The following is a 15,886-nucleotide window of genomic DNA, read 5'->3' on the forward strand; positions in this document are numbered from 1 at the left end:
CTAAGTATCAACAGCAGTCATTAATTTGCAATATTTGTCTATGAAAAAGGTAGAACATATTGGTATCGCGGTAAATAGCCTGGAAACAGCCGGAGATATCTACCAAAAATTGCTGAATACCGGCATTTACAAGGTAGAAGAAGTAGCCAGCGAAGGCGTAAAAACTGCCTTTTTAAAATGCGGCCCCAACAAAATTGAACTGCTGGAAGCCACCAACCCCGACAGCCCCATTGCCAAATTTATAGCCAAAAAAGGCGAGGGCATACACCACATAGCCTTTGATGTGGACGACATTGTTGCCGAAATGGCCCGCCTGCGCGCTGAGGGTTTTATACTACTGAACGACGAACCCAAACGCGGCGCCGATAACAAGTTGGTTTGCTTTGTGCACCCTAAAAGCGCGGGTGGGGTGTTGGTGGAGTTGTGCCAAGAAGCTACGCCCGGAGATTAGTTAATTGGAGATTGGAGATTAGAGATTAGTAAACCAATTTGTCATTGCGAGCGGTAGCGTGGCAATCGCACACCCGAAGAGCGGCTATGCTTGCGTTTGTTTTATAACGAGTGCTTAAAATTGTTTTTAGCGATTGTATCGCGCATAAGCGTCACAGACGCTCAACCACTATAAGCACTCGTCGCAGACGAGCGCAAAAATGATACATATTATAGGTATTAATACGCCAATTGAAAGCGCAAATTCCACGATTTATTTACACCGCAAAAATGGCTTTTTGCAATAGCTATTTTTAGTGCTATTTCACCGAAATTTTACTTGACTTTTTAACGTTAAAATTGGTAATTATAAAAGAATAAATTATACCAGTTTTTGATGCAATAATTTGACGCTTTATGGGTATTGTTTTATAACAAAAAGTGTTACATTTGTTATATCAAATTTGATGCATCATGTTTGATAAAAGAAAAGCCCCAAAGATCTCACCTTCGGGGCTTGGATACTTGTTTAGCAAGGAAAATTGGCCATAACATTTGGCAAGAAGCCCCAGATTGGATCGAAATCGAGTTTATATTTAAGCTCTGCTTTCCTGTTTGGGGTTTTCCTTTGTATCTATTTAAAGATAATCAATATTCATATTAAAAAACTGTATTTTATTATTTGATCTAACTATCTCATTTTAAATCAAATAGTCTAGAAATAGTTATTTCTTTAGCTGCATAATCAACAACGCAATCGTCGTGTAATTATATCGCGACAACGACTTGGTTCACTATACGATCCATATTATGAGATTCACCTACACAGTATCTACATCATATCAACCCTGAGTAGAAGTAATAGCATTAGGAAATTATAAAACTTACCTTAGTTATTCATTTCCCAAACAAGAACTATCAACTTCAATAGTGGTTTGGGCGTTATTAGAATGTGCTATTTTATGATGTTTGTAAACGGTGTTTACATGTATTGAAAGTTGCAATTTGATTGATTAGTAAGGTGTGATTTTCATGGAATTTAGTCTTTAAATTACCGATGAAATATGCAGTATTTGTTTACTTATTAAATCGCATTTAAAGCATGCAAAAAATGTTGTTAATTTTGGTGTCTCTCTTGTACATGCAACCCACCTGCATAACGGGAGACGCAAAATCTTGCATCTTCACAGTAGTACCCATTACGGCTTAATAGCACCCAAAAATCATGGTTTACACATTTTTACATATTTTTTTCATAACTATTTAATATACAATTAATTAACTCAATGTAAACCCCGATTTTTGTAAACCATGTAAACCATGTAAACCATGTAAACCATGTAAACCATGTAAACCATGATTTACGCCCGACCATGCCCCAATGACAGCGCCAGCGAATGACTAATGACGCCCCAGCCACAATAGCAAGAATCGGGTTAAAACAAATGGCTGCCAGCCTTACTTTTGTGGGTATGCAACTGACTAATATACTCCCTTACGATGGCACGGTGAACTACTACGGCAAGGTAATGCCGCAAGCCGGGGCTGACAATTACCTGCAGGCCTTACTGCAAAATGTGGAATGGAAAAACGACGAGGCCCGCATCTTTGGCCGGCATATTATCACCAAGCGTAAGGTGGCCTGGTATGGCGATAGCGACTTCAGCTATGCTTACTCGGGCGCTACGCGGATAGCCTTACCCTGGACGCCGGAACTGCTGGAACTGAAAACCTTAACCGAACAACTTACCGGCGAGGTATATAACAGCTGCCTGCTAAACCTGTATCACACCGGCGACGAGGGCATGGCCTGGCATAGCGACGATGAAAAAGCGCTGGGTAAGGATAGCACCATTGCCTCGCTCAGCTTTGGCGCTGAGCGGAAGTTCAGCTTAAAGCACAGGATAAATAAAGGGGAAACCAGCTCGGTGTTATTAGAACATGGCAGTCTGCTGGTAATGAAAGGGACTACCCAAAGCTATTGGCTGCATTCGCTGCCTAAAAGTAAAAAGGTTACCACCCCGCGGGTGAATCTGACCTTCAGGACGATGATACCGCAACAGTAGGGTTAGGCCGTTACGTTGCGCTTTGGTCAAACAGGCAGCGCATGGTCAAATGCTTTTTACCGAAAGCGGCGCCTGTGGCTTCGTGGATAGCCAACATTTTATCGTTAAAATCGCCCACCCACGATAGCTCCAACTCGTCGTACTGGTTTAGCGGTAGCACATACTCTTTCAGCTTAATAAACATAGCCGATTCCAGTCCGTGCTTTTGGTATTTTTGCTTGGTGCCCATTACAATGGCCCGCATCCGCGAAACCCCTTTCCACTTGTGATAAAGGAATTTAAGCTTGCCCATCAGGTTTAGCTTCCCGTTAAGCGGTTTTATCATCTGGTTAGCATCGGGCAGGATAATAATAAACGATGCCGGTTCATTATTAACATAGGCAAACCATATCAGTTTCTCGTCCATTATGGCTTTCATCTTTTCAAAGCTCTCCATAATAGTAGCCCTGTCTATAGGGACGAAGTTCTCAAAGTTCTGCCAGGCATCGTTGTATATCTCGGCAAAGTCGTTCGCAAACTGCGCAATTTCCTTCACCTTTAAATGTTTAAAAACATAGCCGGGTTTTTGCGCCACCCACTGCGCTATTTTGGTAAAGCGCTCAGGAAAAGGTTTGTGTACATCTAAATGATTGGTAATTTGCTGGTATAGGGTTTTAAACCCGTAATCCTCAAAAAACGCCTGGTAATAAGCCGGGTTATACGTCATACCGTATGAAGGCTGGGTGAAACCCTCAACCAGTAAGCCCCAAAAGCTGTCGTTTTCGCCAAAATTAATGGGGCCGTCCATGGCTTTCATCCCTTGTTCAATTAACCACTGCTTAGCGGTATCGAACAGCTTAAAAGCGCATGCCTTGTTATTTATACATTCAAAAAAACCGATACCGCCGGTAGGCTGCTCGTAGTTATAGGCTTTCAGATCGTTTACAAAAGCCGCTATACGCCCAATGGGTTGCTGCTGTTCATCAAGCAGTATCCAGCGGGTACATTTGCCGTGTTTGTGGAAATTGTTTTTTACTGGGTCGAACACGGCCTCTACTTCCACGTCGAGCGGGCACACCCAGGCAGGGTCGTTTTTATAGATCAGCCGGGCAACATCCAGGAATATTTTTTTTGATGCTTTGTCTTTAACTTCAATAACGGTCATGCTGATCTTTTAAAATGCATAATTATAAAAAAAGCATCCTGTCATTAAAACGGGATGCTTTCCTGTAATCATATATCAGCGATTAAAAATCATCGTCATCAAAATCATCCAGATCGTCAATCTCCATGTCATCTAAAGGCATGTCAAAATCATCGTCGTCGTCGTCAAATTTCTTTTTTGCCGATGGAGTGATGGCATCATCATCATCATCCAGATCATCATTATCCGATTCGGCTTTCTTCAAGGGTTTTTTGGGCGTTTCCATAAGCGTTACCTTTAATTCTTATCAAGATAAATTTACTACAAATCTTTTTTTTGAGCAATAGTATTTAATGTATTTCAAAAATAATTAAAATCGGTTTTCGGCAAAAACTATTTCAAATTTATTCCTGTTGTTCGCCAATGCTTACGGCGGTGTCTGTAAAGTCCTTTATTTGAGGTAATTCAGCAATATCGTTAATCCCAAAATAGTCCATAAACAGCGCACTTGTAGTATATAAAAGTGGTTTTCCCACACTTTCAGACTTGCCGGAGATAACGATCAGCTCCTTTTCCAGCAGTTTTTGGATAGAATATTCGCTGTTTACGCCGCGTATTTGTTCAACATCAAGTTTGGTTACGGGTTGTTTATAAGCAATAATGGCCAGGGTTTCAATAGCGGCCTGGCTTAACTTCTTTTTTGATTGCTGTAGTTGCAGCTGATTGATGATAGGGTGATAGTCTTTTTTTGTTAAAAACTGATAGCCATTTCCCGTTTTTACCAGTTCAATGGCCAGGGTACTGTTTTGGTATTTTGTTTTTATAGCGTTTAAATGCGCAGTTATTTCCTGCTGACTAAAATCCTGCCCGAATGCTGCTTGCAGGCAATACATAATTTCTTCAACCCGTATGCTCTGCTCGGATGCGAATACCAGGGCCTCTATATGTTGTTCAATATTAACTGTCATGTTCTCAATGCTATACTGGAAGCTGTTATTTTATAGTTATAAATTAATTAATAACCCGCTCGCGCATCTTCACCGCAGGGTTACCCTGGTAAATGCCATATGCATCCAGGTTTTTATTGGCTACCGACCCGGCAGTTAACACCGAGTGCGATTCGGCGATAACCCCCTGGTTAACGATAGCCCCACCACCAATCCATACGCCATCGGCCAGCGTAATGGTGCCGGTTATTAGGTTAAATGTTTGCTTTTTATAATCGTGGCTACCGGTTAATAACATGGCGCCTTGCGAAATGCAGGCATTGGCGCCGATATTGATAAGCACTAAGCTATCCAGCCAAACCCCCTCACCAATCCATGCATTTTGGCCTATGGATAAGTTCCACGGATATTTAATATTTACACAGGGTTTTATAACTACTCCTTTAGCTATGCGTGCCCCAAATAAGCGTAATAATCCCCTTTTTACAGCACTGACCGGCACCAGGCTGGTTTTAAAGATCAAGGCATTTATATATAGCCATATTAACCGTTTAAGCCCATTGCCGCCGGGGTTATACTCCGGGTTTGTATATAATGAAAGGTCAGTTTGCGGCATTATGTTTTGTTGTTAATGGCTTGGTCCAAAAATACAGACTTACAACGATAGCTATATAAATGAAAATATTAAAAAGTGTATGATGGTCAATTACCTGGCTGTTCCGTTTATCCCAAAACAAGGCCAGGATTACAAATCGTACCACATTTAAAAATTGTATGCTTAAAAGCCCGCCAATCAGGAAGACCAACTTAGGTTTTAACGGTTTGGGGTAAGCAATTACAAATGCCGCGAAAAAACTCATTACCCCTAAACCAAGGCAAGTGTATACCAGCTTTATTATCCCTTTGCCGGCTACCAATAGTTCGTATTTATTAGTAATGGCTGTATAACCAAACAGGTGTAATATTATTGCACTGCATTTTAACAGCACCCAGCGAAGCCAATCGATATAGTTAAGGTTATTTGCTAAAAAACCGTTGTAATGACGGCCCGGTGATGTTAACCCAAAAAATACAATATTGAAATAATAAAAGACCAAGAACAGTACAAGGAACGTAACAACAAACCTTATGGGTTCTTTATTTTTTTGAGCCGGCATTATTATTTTCCTTATTTAAAAGTTCACCAATTTTAATGTCGACCACCATCCTAAACCAAAAGCCCTGCATAAAGTGAAACATCCGGCCAGTCCGGCCATCTAAAAAGCCAAACTTAAAAATAAACCGGTGAGTAAAATATAAAAATGGCCTTATGTACCTGGGTGTTTGCCACCATAACCTTTTTAACCAGGCCGTGCGCTCATCGGGCGAACCGTTGAATTTAGGCTGTACACTTTGGGTGCGCAGGTTTTTCATGCGCTCTACTTCTTCCTGTGCCAGCAAGTCGCTATAACGGTTGTGTTTGGCTATCCAAAAACTAATATCGTTCTCTTTGTAGTTCTCTTCAATAATGTGTCCGTCTTTCCATATTAAAGTTTTGCCGGGTACCACAAAACGGTGGTCCATATTTTCCTGCAGATCGGAATAACCAACCCCGTATTTAAACATTTTTAATAGGTAGAATGGAAAATAACCACCGTGCTTTACCCACCTATCCTTAAAAATAAACTTCCGGTTAAAATAGATCCCATCGTATCCCGAAACTTCCGATGACCTAAAGGACATTAATTTTTGTTTAAGCTCGGGGGTAACCATTTGGTCGGCATCAAGGCATATTACCCATGGCGTTGTGATGGCAAATGTTTTTAAAGCATGGTGCCATTGTTTAGGATGGTTTTCAAAAGCATGTTGCTGCACTATTGCACCATAGCTTTCGGCAAGTTCAACAGTACGGTCGGTGCTGCCTGAATCCAGCACAAATACAGGCGCCTGCAATTCAGTAATTGACTGCAGCAACCGAGGAAGGTGCATTTCTTCGTTAAAAGTTAAAATAATGAAGGAGAATTCCGTGTTCAAACCAGCTGCGCTTTTATGATCATCGATTTCCAAAAATAAGGGATACGCCCACAGCCTTTAAATGCAATTACCTTAAATCCGGCATCAGTTAAAAGGCGGCTCAGCGTAGCTGCCGACCATAGTTTGATATGCCCACCCAGCCATAAAGGGTTGGCATGGCTGTCCCACTTATTAAATAAAGCCAGCATTAAATTTTTCCAATAACCGTGATAGGGGGTAGAGATGATAAGCTCGCCGCCAGGCGCTAAATTATTTTTACAAAAATTAACAAACGCTTCGGGATTGTATAAGTGCTCTATAACTTCAACAGCGGTAATAGTATCGATATGTAACCCCTGTAACTGCGCCGGTAATTCATCGGATGACAGGTCCTGCACAAAAAACCTTTCAGCATTTGTTTGTCGCGCTATGGCTATACCCTTTTCAGATGCGTCGGTGCCATAGGCATTGTACCCTAATGATAAAAGATAGTTTACTAAATGCCCGTTACCACAACCAACATCTAATAGGCAGGTGTTTTTATTTTTATCCAGCAATGATAGTAAAGGCGTATGCAGATAAGCAAAAGCATGGCTTGCTTCGGCATTGTTATATCCATAATCCTGGTAATCAGCCATGATGTGTAATTTGCTGGTACATACTAATATATTGCTTTGCTAATTCAGCTTCATTGAAATCCTGTAGGATTTTCTGGCGCGCGCGTTGCCTAATTGCTTTAAGGGTGCCTTTATCGATACGATTTATCGTCTGCGCAATGGAATCCGGTTCAGTTTTGCATATCCAGCCAAAATTATTTTCCGCAACATAAGCAGCCAGTCCTACATGTTCGCTAACTAATACTGCGGTGCCCACGCTAAGGCTTTCAATCACCACATTGCCAAAGTTTTCATCGTACGAAGGTAATACTAACACATCGGCTTGTGCCATAATATTAAATTTGTTTTCGCCCTGAAAACCTATCCAGCTCATATTTGCCGACACGCCATTTTGAATACCAAGTTGTTTCAGCGTTTCAATATAATCCGCTTCGCCATTACCGGCTATAGTAAGGTGATAGGGTACTGATATGTTGGTGAGCGACCTGATCAGTATATCCAGCCCTTTTTTCTCTTCTATCCGCGAAAAGAATAAAAGTTTTAGCACATCGTCGTTCCGGCTATCGTCCCAATAGGCAGTGTTCCCCAGCTCAATAAAATTAGGAATATTAATAATTTGCCTGGGCCTGATTAATTGAGCAATTGCTTCTGCTTCGTGCGTTGAGGTAACATGTACAAAGCATTTGTTTAATAAAGGTTTGCCCAATAAACTATGGATGCATCGTTTAACAAGAGCGTTTTTATTGTGAAATGAATAGCTGCTTAAGGTACCCCTGGGAGATAAAACCACCGGTACTTTGCGTATCACCGCTATCAGGCAGGTTAGTACTGACACCAAATTCCACCACGCGTGAATATGCACTACATCAAACTGTTTTACCTGCTTCCACACCGCCCGTAACAGGCCCGGCGAAAAATGACTGTGATCTTTTGTGATACGCGGAAAGTAATTTACCTGTACGCCATCAACCAATACTGTTTCGCGTGTATGTACAGGTAATTCAGTTTGGCCATTTGCCGTAGTTGTGAAAACCCTGACGCTATTGCCCATCCTTCCCAATACTTCACTTAATTTAGAAACCGACATGGTTGGGCCGCCATAAATATAAGCTGGTTTATAGGAAGCATTAACTTGTAATATCTTCAAGCTTTTTGGATGATATTTTTAGTTTTCAATATGTAATGGATAATAAGCATAGTAACAAAACTCCAGAACACGGTATTCGCAATAAATTCAAAGCTAAGCCCGCGCCAAAATATTTGGAATAAGCCAGAAAAAATAAGCGCAGTACCCAATAAATACCCCCCAAATAACTGCTCGGCTTTTTGAGAAATTAATTGCGCTATGGCCCCATAAATAAACAGGGCTATAAATATGCCAAGCTGCCCTCCGGATAAATAAGCATCTACCACATAAGCGGGCTTGGCAGAAACCCTGGACCCACGGTAAATTACCCCGGCATCGTATACCCGTTCCATTACTAATTCCTCAGTGCTGGGTTTGGATGGCCAAAAAATGCGGGGGACGATAACAATTGCTGATTGCTTTACAAGGTCAAAGCCATAGTAATCAACCTTTTCGGGGGTAGATTGCACAAATTTAATGAACATATCTATTTCGCTTAAACGATACACCATAAACCCCCAATTGGTGCTATCCAATTCCGAATCAGGATCATTACCCAAGGCTGAATTTAAGGCCAATTGCGCGGCTTCATCTTCGGAAGTTATGCCTTCCCAGGCATTTTCCCGGAAAATACGGGCATAAGTAGGCAATAATAAAAACAATACAAAAAGCAACGGGATAAAGGTTAGCAATACTACTTTTTTGTAGTTTGGGTATAAGAATATACCCAATACCAGAACACTGATAATGATAGGTTCTTTAAAACCGGATATTAAAGCACTGTAAAAGTTTGAGAAGTATAAAAAAAGGCAAATAAGCGTATTCAACACCTTTTTTTCGGGTATGGCGAATGCCAGGGCAAGTGTAACCGCTATAAAGCTTAACGAACTGAACTGGTTGGAAAATTGCGATAAGCCCGGCAGTTTGTTAAATAACAAGTATAAGGGAAAGGTAATTATCGCCATATAAAACAACAGGCTGATAATGCGGCTGTTATCATACATAAATTTTTGCTTTTCAGGGTATTTCATAAATACCAGTATCCCCGAAACAAAGGCAGTGTGGGCAAGTAAATAATACCGCTGACATTGGGCTACTGCGAACAACCGGTTTTCGTCAAGCAAAAAATAAGAGCTTGGTTTTTCAAAATAAGTGTAGCCGAGTGTATCCATTAAATAAAATATGGAGGTGCAACACATATAACCGGCAAAAATTATCTGCACCAGTATAAGCGGCCGCATTAATTGTTCCCCAAATCTAAGATCGGTGGGGAGGGGTTTTACCCAGCCGGTAAGCGTAGCCCAAAAAATTAAAAATGAGCCCAGCCATGCAATGAAATAGGAAAGTACAGCATCACTACTAAGCAATGAAGCCAGCGCCCAGGGGATGTAAAGCACTAACAGCCGTTCGTACGATATTTGTTTATGCATTATTTACTGGCAAGCAAAACAGGTTACCATTGGTTATATACGCAGCGCCTTTTATTAATTCGCAACCTACCTGCGTTATTTGATATACTGTATAGCCAAGTTCAATTAAAAAATCATAACAGGCAGTAATTTGCTGATGAGTTGCCGACCAGTAATTACTATCATATTCAAATATTAAACGTGGCCTGTGTTTTTGCAGTGTTGCTTTAAGGCCGCGTAAAACATGAAATTCAAATCCCTCAACATCAATTTTTACCAGGTGTAGTTTAGCTAACTTTTCAATTTCTTCAACCTTATCCCCAATTTTTACGGTTAATTGCTGCTTTTTATCACCACCAGTGGTATGGTTAAGACTAAAGGTGCCCTGATTCCAATTATTCTCATTAATTGTTATATCGATAACAGTTTCATTATCCGACAACGCGAATGGGAGCAGTTTAACATTGGTACAATTGTTTAACGCGATATTTTTCCTGAATTTTTCCTGAAGATAGTTCAACGGTTCAAAAGCAAGTACGATGCCTTCATCACCGCAGCATTGCGACATCCGGATGCTTTGCAAGCCAATATTAGCCCCAATATCCAGCGCCACATATCCTGGTTTTAAACATGTACGTATCAGTTTGCCTATTTCCGCTTCGTAAGTACCTGTGCTTAATATGGCGTATTCAATATAATTATCGGCAGTGGTGTGTATGGCAATATCTTCATCGGTTAACCACACTATCCCGTTTTGCAGCGATACTTTTAAATCTGCCGATGTTTTTAGCAGGTTAGCCAACCTTTCTTTACCGGGCAGCCGCCAGTTACGGGTAAAGTCCAGTTTTATACGATCAGCTCTTTTCATTTATCAGTTTAGTTTCAATTGCAGCAGCAATATGCTCAAAATCCCAGTCTTTTATCTTCAAGCCCGATGTTTTGCCCATTTCAGTCAGCAAATTACCGTTAGTTATCATTTTTTTTAAACCTAAGGTTATTTCGTCAATATTTTCACTTTTGAAAATGATGCCATTGTTTTCTGTTACCAAATCAATTGCGCAACCGCATTTATCTGATATGATGACCGCCTTGCTGCATGCCATAGCCTCGTTAACTGCCAGCCCCCAGGTTTCATCAGGGCCTTTTGATGGCAGGCAAAAAATATCGCAAGCCTGGTATAGTACCGGCATTTGGCTTTGATTTTTAAAATCGGTAAAGTGAATATTAGGGTTTGATCCTGCTTTTTGCTTTAATACTATTTCCAGTGGGCCGTTACCTGCAAACAGTAAATGTGTGTCTGGCGTATTCAATCTTATAAAAGCATTTAACAATAATTCAGGTGCTTTTTTGTCCTCCAGTTTACCTGCAAATAATATCAATACGGCATCAGCCGGTATGTTTAAACTTTTACGTAATGCTGCTGCTTCGGTATCATGGTTTATGGCAAACCTGTCGTTATCAACCGCGTGCGGGGCAAAGCTTAGCTGTTCATCCCCTAAACCATATTTTTTAAAGTATGCCCTGTTATTTGTGCCCACATAAAAAGCATGATCGATATGCCGGTATACCCACTTTAAAAAGAGGCTTTTTAATACGGAACGGATGCCCGTTTGCTGATCTAACAGCGTTGAATCTCCCCTGAAATATACCGGTACTTTGTTTTTAAAATAACGCAGCACTTTTAAGTGGCTATGATAAGCCCAGCCAAATACTAACACGGCATCGGCTTTGTATAAGTTGATCTGCTGGATCAGTTCGGGGTTCACTATCCCGTTAAAATGGTGAGAGCCGGGTTGTGCAGATGTGTTCTTTACCCATTCATAATCATACCCATCCAACAAAGGTATATCCCATTCAATTTGCCGGTTAAAACCGGGATCGTGTTTGTTTATAGCGCTATCACCCCAGGTATAAAAAATTTTTATACTGATAATGCCGCGATGGTTTAACAGCTTAAACACCGGGGCATAATATTGTATGGGATGGGTTGTAACGATAGCCAGTCGCTTCATTTTGTACATTCAAAAGCTGCTGCTTTATAAAAGCGGCTTTCTTCTTCAACCAATGAAAAATTTGGGTCGGCACAATCGCCGAAAACACAGGGCCTGATGTTTTTGAACCCGGCCTGTTGCAATTCATGTTGTAATGACCGGTAATCCCACATCCACAGATGCTTTGAGTTACCGTACAGGTTTTTAAATAAACCACCCAGGCCCCGGTTACGGTCAACTACACCCAGCATGGTATTGTTCATCAGGTCGCTGGCGGGCGATGGCGAGGTGTCCTGCGCTTGCATGTAATCTGTAACCGCAGCTTTCAGATCGGGCACCACACCACGGAATATACCACCGGGTTTTAAAAGGGTATAGGTGTTTTTTAAGGCTTTTATAAAATCGTTATAACTTAAATGTTCCAATACGTGCGAACAATAAATACCATCGCAACTATCGGGCTTTTCGGGCAGGCCGACTACAATATCGCCATATTTAACACTGGCGGGAAAACGTTGATTATTTCGGGTGTATAACTTACCTAATAATGGCATGCGCTCAAACTTTAATGTTGGCGATGCATCGTAGTTTATCCAGCCGTCCGGCGCAGTAAAGCCGCAACCATATTGTACATATCTCATCTGCTCACATTGGTTAATACGCGGTTAAATAACTCGCACTGTTTACCGGTAAGGGTTTTAGCATTATAATCTTCAATTTCTTTGGTAAGGTTAATAGGTTCAAACAGCCGATTTGCCCAATTTTCTAAAGTTTTATTCAGCATGCCATTTACTTTAGCCGTATCATCGCCTAAGGTTAAAACAATAGCATGCCCGGTGCATTTTTTTAGGATACCAACTGCATTGCTATCGGGATGAAAGATAGCTAATAAGGGCTTCTTCGCTAACATATAGGCATATATTTTCGACGCGGTATATTGCGCATCATCTGAACCGGGAATAAAAAGTGCATCCGCTTGTTGAAGGGTAGATAAGGTATGATAATAACTAACCCTTTCAGTAATCTCCACTACCTGGTCCTGCACCCCATAATTTTGCGCCAGTAGTTTTATTGCTTGTTTGTTGGCTGCTGATGCTATATAGCTGGTACCGATAAAATAGAATTTTAACCTGCTAAATAGTTCCTGATTGGTTTTTAATCCATGCTGCAAGGCTTGGAACACAGGTATAATCGCTTTATGCATATCGGCGCCGCCACGACCAACGTAAACAATGTTAATATATTTTTCGTCTAACAATGGCGGAAAAGCAGCCTTGTTTTGTTGCGCTATTTCCAGGTCACGTTCTAAAAAACCGAAAGTAATGGTTGCTGCCGGAATGTTTTTTATAGCCATATATCGCTGTTTTAAAGTATCGATATAAGCCTGGGATACACTGATCAACCCGTCAGCTTGTTTAATAGCCTTAGGTTCAAGGTATTTATTTAAACGGTACGAGAACCAATATTTTGCCGGCCGCTGGTCTTTAGGTTTATCCTGGTAATAATCAGAATGCCAGGGGTCCTGCATATCAATTACATAAGGCACACCGTAATGTTTTTTCCAATAAGGCCCTAAAATGCAAACAGGAAATTGGGTGGTCGAGAAATAAACCAGGTCGTAATGGCCATTTTTTAAAAGCTGGCTTACCTTTTTGCGGTAATACCATAACGATCGTAACGAGATGCCGCCCATCCCCAGTAGTTTTGCTAATATCGGATTTAAAGCTTTTACCCGATGTACCTTAATACCAGGCGGGATACTTTGCAGCAATAGATCATCTTTAGCCAGGTTGGCATATTGTTCATCAACCGTAACCACTTCAGCATCCCAGCCAAAATCTGTAAAATAGGGCAGGCTCATGCGCACGCGCTGCATATCGGCCGCGTTGGTTGGAGGAAAATACGGAGAAATGATCAGTGCCCGTTTCAATCAGCTAACGTTTTTTTTACTATCGCCAGGAATTTTTGACTTTCGTTTTCCCAGTTATATTCCTGATGGGCGAGCTGTAATGCAGCCTGACGCGCTAATAACAACTCGTTTCTGTTCTGATGGTAATAAACCAGCGCTGATGCCAAGGTTTCGATATCGGAGTTATCATATACTTTCCCAATTGCCGGATGTTGTTTTAATAAATATTCCTGCGCTTCGGTATTGCTGGCAATTATTGCTAAACCAGCCTGCATATAGGTGAATATTTTATTACTTAAAGCAAGATTGTTATTAACTGAGAAGCCTATTTCCAGCGCCAGTCCAATATCAAATTGCGATGCAAATTCAATAATATTATCAGGGTGGGTTGGGGGATGAAAGGTAATATTGCTATATGCAGCTTGCAGTTTTGTTTTATAATCACTATCGCAGTAGCCCAGCAAATGCACTTCGAAACTTATAGCTGTTAAATTCAGCGCTTTGCACAGGTACTCCAAACCGCGATTGGGGCCGATAACTTGCGAAAACCAAAATAATTTCACCGGCTGTTCATCATTCAAAACCAGGTTGGTTACATTCAGGGTGCTTTTTGGAAAAACATTATTTAAAACAACCGGCTGCGTTTTTTTAAAAATAGTATGATAAGCAATACCTATTTGCACACTACTGGCAGACAGGTAATTCACTTGGGGGATGTACTTATTTTCGATATATGATTTTAGCTTGTAATCGTAGCTGTTTTCGTTATCGTTAACTTCTTTCCTGTGAAAGTCTTCAGCATCGAACCCGCAAGGCTTATGATGCTTTTTTGCGGCTTTAACTACAGCCGCTAATGCACCGGGATAATGGCCAATGTATAAATCAGCCCTGATGGTTTTTGTTTTTTTTATCAAAAACAGGCTGTTACGGGCTATAGCCACTTCAGCCATTAGCATGCTGCCTGTTAAGCGGGTAAACCAGTTGCTTATTTTGAATAAAATTCTGGTTAGTAAATAAGTGAATGTTTTGGTTTCAGGGTCCCCGCCGGTACGCACTGCCTGCCATTGCTTTGTTTTTAGCAACTCCTTATCCAGTTGTGTTCCCCATGCGTTCCAGTAAGCATATAGTACAGTGACTTTAAAACCCGCTTGGGCCAAAGAATCAGCTTCTTTTACTAACCTTGGATTTAAGGATGGCTGGCCGGATGAAACTAAAACTACATGTTTTTTATTTTGCATTAAACAAGCTGAGGTACTTGTGTGCTATACTGGTTACATTAAACCTTTCCCGGGCTATATTCCCGCATTGGGTCCTGTCAATTGAGGATAGCTTACCTACGGCATCGGTCATTTCTTCTATATCATTTACAATAAAACCCGATATGCCTTCATCAATAACTTCAGGGGCGGCGGCATGATTAAACGCTATTACGGGTGTACCGCAAGCCATGGCCTCGATCATTACCAAACCAAATGCCTCATCGCCGCTTAGCGGAAAAAGCATCCCTTTGGCGTTACCCAAATACTCGTTTTTTTGCATGTCGTTTAAAGCGCCAACATACACTATCTGCTCATTATCAATATGTGGTAACACCATTTTTTCGTAATAAGCTATATTGTCAGGAGTTGTTGGGATATTGCCGGCTATTATCAGTTTGTTGCCAGTTCTTTTTGCTACATCTATAGCAATGTGCGGCCCTTTTATTTTATCCAGCCTGCTGAAGAATAGCAGTGGTGCATCATCTTTAACCTGGTTAATTAACTGATAATTTTCAAAATCAATGCTATTATAAACCGTTTCCCAATGGCCTGCCACATTGCCTGTAGCAACGCAAAAATCGCTGCACGCTGTGAAAATTAAATTTTTATTGGGCAGCAGGTTAATGCATCTGATTCCAAAAGGGGTAACCCTTCTGCCATAAGTCATTATTTTATTTGATGCGGAATTTACTATAGGTAACAAATAAAGCAGCCTGCCAAAATTGTGTATCAAATCAAATTCGGAATGGTTTTTCAACAAAAACTTCCATACAAAAAATATCTCCTTCAGTTTTTGTATACCCGAACGTTTAAGCGAATTGATGCCAAAAGTTATTGTCTGGCCGCTGCAGTGTGAGTCGGGACCGGCCAGCAGGGTTACATCATGGCCCATTCGCTGATATTCTTCAGCAAAAAGATATACCAATCGTTCGTGCCCGCCGTAAAATTTAGGCGGAACGGGTATACCGGGATCCATGATCAACAGTATCTTCATTAATAGGGGTTATTAGGGGTGCCT

The 15,886-nt window shown here is 41.0% G+C and carries 17 protein-coding genes; 2 read left to right on the top strand and 15 right to left on the bottom strand.

From position 1 onward, the window contains the following. Window positions 1-40 precede the first annotated feature (40 nt). Entirely contained in the window at window positions 41-451 is a 411-nt protein-coding gene (mce, locus tag IRJ18_RS06355; RefSeq protein ID WP_194105353.1) for a methylmalonyl-CoA epimerase, read from the top strand. A gap of 1,423 nt (window positions 452-1,874) precedes the next feature. Continuing rightward, entirely contained in the window at window positions 1,875-2,495 is a 621-nt protein-coding gene (locus IRJ18_RS06360; RefSeq protein WP_228072585.1) for an alpha-ketoglutarate-dependent dioxygenase AlkB family protein, read from the top strand. Window positions 2,496-2,505: 10 nt separating this feature from the next. Here IRJ18_RS06360 and IRJ18_RS06365 read toward each other — a convergent pair whose 3' ends face one another. From IRJ18_RS06365 to IRJ18_RS06435, 15 genes are all read right to left on the bottom strand, one after another. Continuing rightward, window positions 2,506-3,639, bottom strand: a complete 1,134-nt coding sequence (locus IRJ18_RS06365; protein WP_194105354.1) for a GNAT family N-acetyltransferase — start codon at window positions 3,637-3,639, stop codon at window positions 2,506-2,508. An 82-nt stretch (window positions 3,640-3,721) separates the two neighbouring features. Beyond that, window positions 3,722-3,904 carry a hypothetical protein gene (locus IRJ18_RS06370; protein ID WP_194105355.1) on the bottom strand — a complete coding sequence of 61 codons (183 nt, stop codon included), beginning with the start codon at window positions 3,902-3,904 and terminating at the stop codon, window positions 3,722-3,724. A 118-nt stretch (window positions 3,905-4,022) separates the two neighbouring features. Next, complete coding sequence (scpB, locus tag IRJ18_RS06375) at window positions 4,023-4,586, bottom strand: SMC-Scp complex subunit ScpB (RefSeq protein WP_194105356.1); 564 nt, start codon at window positions 4,584-4,586, stop codon at window positions 4,023-4,025. A gap of 43 nt (window positions 4,587-4,629) precedes the next feature. Then, window positions 4,630-5,181, bottom strand: coding sequence for a WcaF family extracellular polysaccharide biosynthesis acetyltransferase (locus IRJ18_RS06380; RefSeq protein WP_194105357.1), 552 nt, complete (start codon window positions 5,179-5,181; stop codon window positions 4,630-4,632). After that, on the bottom strand, window positions 5,168-5,722 hold the full coding sequence (gene xrtY, locus IRJ18_RS06385) for an exosortase Y (protein WP_194105358.1): 555 nt from the start codon (window positions 5,720-5,722) through the stop codon (window positions 5,168-5,170). Before xrtY ends, IRJ18_RS06380 begins: the two co-directional genes overlap by 14 nt. Then, complete coding sequence (locus IRJ18_RS06390; RefSeq protein ID WP_194105359.1) at window positions 5,703-6,578, bottom strand: glycosyltransferase family 2 protein; 876 nt, start codon at window positions 6,576-6,578, stop codon at window positions 5,703-5,705. Before IRJ18_RS06390 ends, xrtY begins: the two co-directional genes overlap by 20 nt. Further along, on the bottom strand, window positions 6,575-7,195 hold the full coding sequence (locus IRJ18_RS06395) for a class I SAM-dependent methyltransferase (RefSeq protein WP_194105360.1): 621 nt from the start codon (window positions 7,193-7,195) through the stop codon (window positions 6,575-6,577). The genes IRJ18_RS06390 and IRJ18_RS06395 overlap by 4 nt, the downstream gene beginning before the upstream one ends. Next, the gene (locus tag IRJ18_RS06400; protein ID WP_194105361.1) at window positions 7,188-8,321 is read right to left on the bottom strand and encodes an XrtY-associated glycosyltransferase XYAG1; all 1,134 of its coding nucleotides are present in this window, start codon (window positions 8,319-8,321) and stop codon (window positions 7,188-7,190) included. The genes IRJ18_RS06395 and IRJ18_RS06400 overlap by 8 nt, the downstream gene beginning before the upstream one ends. Beyond that, window positions 8,318-9,730 carry an exosortase Y-associated Wzy-like protein gene (locus tag IRJ18_RS06405; protein WP_194105362.1) on the bottom strand — a complete coding sequence of 471 codons (1,413 nt, stop codon included), beginning with the start codon at window positions 9,728-9,730 and terminating at the stop codon, window positions 8,318-8,320. Before IRJ18_RS06405 ends, IRJ18_RS06400 begins: the two co-directional genes overlap by 4 nt. Continuing rightward, window positions 9,723-10,577, bottom strand: coding sequence for an FkbM family methyltransferase (locus IRJ18_RS06410; protein WP_194105363.1), 855 nt, complete (start codon window positions 10,575-10,577; stop codon window positions 9,723-9,725). Before IRJ18_RS06410 ends, IRJ18_RS06405 begins: the two co-directional genes overlap by 8 nt. Further along, window positions 10,564-11,721, bottom strand: coding sequence for a glycosyltransferase family 4 protein (locus tag IRJ18_RS06415; protein ID WP_194105364.1), 1,158 nt, complete (start codon window positions 11,719-11,721; stop codon window positions 10,564-10,566). The genes IRJ18_RS06410 and IRJ18_RS06415 overlap by 14 nt, the downstream gene beginning before the upstream one ends. Continuing rightward, entirely contained in the window at window positions 11,718-12,341 is a 624-nt protein-coding gene (locus tag IRJ18_RS06420; protein ID WP_194105365.1) for a class I SAM-dependent methyltransferase, read from the bottom strand. The genes IRJ18_RS06415 and IRJ18_RS06420 overlap by 4 nt, the downstream gene beginning before the upstream one ends. Further along, on the bottom strand, window positions 12,338-13,630 hold the full coding sequence (locus tag IRJ18_RS06425; protein WP_228072587.1) for a glycosyltransferase: 1,293 nt from the start codon (window positions 13,628-13,630) through the stop codon (window positions 12,338-12,340). Before IRJ18_RS06425 ends, IRJ18_RS06420 begins: the two co-directional genes overlap by 4 nt. Continuing rightward, the gene (locus IRJ18_RS06430; protein WP_194105366.1) at window positions 13,627-14,847 is read right to left on the bottom strand and encodes a glycosyltransferase family protein; all 1,221 of its coding nucleotides are present in this window, start codon (window positions 14,845-14,847) and stop codon (window positions 13,627-13,629) included. Before IRJ18_RS06430 ends, IRJ18_RS06425 begins: the two co-directional genes overlap by 4 nt. Continuing rightward, window positions 14,837-15,862, bottom strand: coding sequence for a glycosyltransferase (locus IRJ18_RS06435; RefSeq protein WP_194105367.1), 1,026 nt, complete (start codon window positions 15,860-15,862; stop codon window positions 14,837-14,839). Before IRJ18_RS06435 ends, IRJ18_RS06430 begins: the two co-directional genes overlap by 11 nt. Window positions 15,863-15,886: the final 24 nt, after the last annotated feature.

It is taken from the genome of Mucilaginibacter boryungensis, from assembly GCF_015221995.1.
Lineage (GTDB): Bacteria > Bacteroidota > Bacteroidia > Sphingobacteriales > Sphingobacteriaceae > Mucilaginibacter > Mucilaginibacter boryungensis.

Excerpts from the sequence above, each read along its gene's own strand:
- mce (WP_194105353.1), top strand. The coding sequence starts at position 41 with ATGAAAAAGGTAGAACATATTGGTATCGCGGTAAATAGCCTGGAAACA.
- IRJ18_RS06415 (WP_194105364.1), bottom strand. The coding sequence starts at position 11,721 with ATGAAGCGACTGGCTATCGTTACAACCCATCCCATACAATATTATGCC.
- IRJ18_RS06370 (WP_194105355.1), bottom strand. The coding sequence starts at position 3,904 with ATGGAAACGCCCAAAAAACCCTTGAAGAAAGCCGAATCGGATAATGAT.
- scpB (WP_194105356.1), bottom strand. The coding sequence starts at position 4,586 with ATGACAGTTAATATTGAACAACATATAGAGGCCCTGGTATTCGCATCC.
- IRJ18_RS06360 (WP_228072585.1), top strand. The coding sequence starts at position 1,875 with ATGGCTGCCAGCCTTACTTTTGTGGGTATGCAACTGACTAATATACTC.
- IRJ18_RS06395 (WP_194105360.1), bottom strand. The coding sequence starts at position 7,195 with ATGGCTGATTACCAGGATTATGGATATAACAATGCCGAAGCAAGCCAT.
- IRJ18_RS06380 (WP_194105357.1), bottom strand. The coding sequence starts at position 5,181 with ATGCCGCAAACTGACCTTTCATTATATACAAACCCGGAGTATAACCCC.
- IRJ18_RS06420 (WP_194105365.1), bottom strand. The coding sequence starts at position 12,341 with ATGAGATATGTACAATATGGTTGCGGCTTTACTGCGCCGGACGGCTGG.
- IRJ18_RS06405 (WP_194105362.1), bottom strand. The coding sequence starts at position 9,730 with ATGCATAAACAAATATCGTACGAACGGCTGTTAGTGCTTTACATCCCC.
- xrtY (WP_194105358.1), bottom strand. The coding sequence starts at position 5,722 with ATGCCGGCTCAAAAAAATAAAGAACCCATAAGGTTTGTTGTTACGTTC.
- IRJ18_RS06435 (WP_194105367.1), bottom strand. The coding sequence starts at position 15,862 with ATGAAGATACTGTTGATCATGGATCCCGGTATACCCGTTCCGCCTAAA.
- IRJ18_RS06410 (WP_194105363.1), bottom strand. The coding sequence starts at position 10,577 with ATGAAAAGAGCTGATCGTATAAAACTGGACTTTACCCGTAACTGGCGG.
- IRJ18_RS06430 (WP_194105366.1), bottom strand. The coding sequence starts at position 14,847 with ATGCAAAATAAAAAACATGTAGTTTTAGTTTCATCCGGCCAGCCATCC.
- IRJ18_RS06365 (WP_194105354.1), bottom strand. The coding sequence starts at position 3,639 with ATGACCGTTATTGAAGTTAAAGACAAAGCATCAAAAAAAATATTCCTG.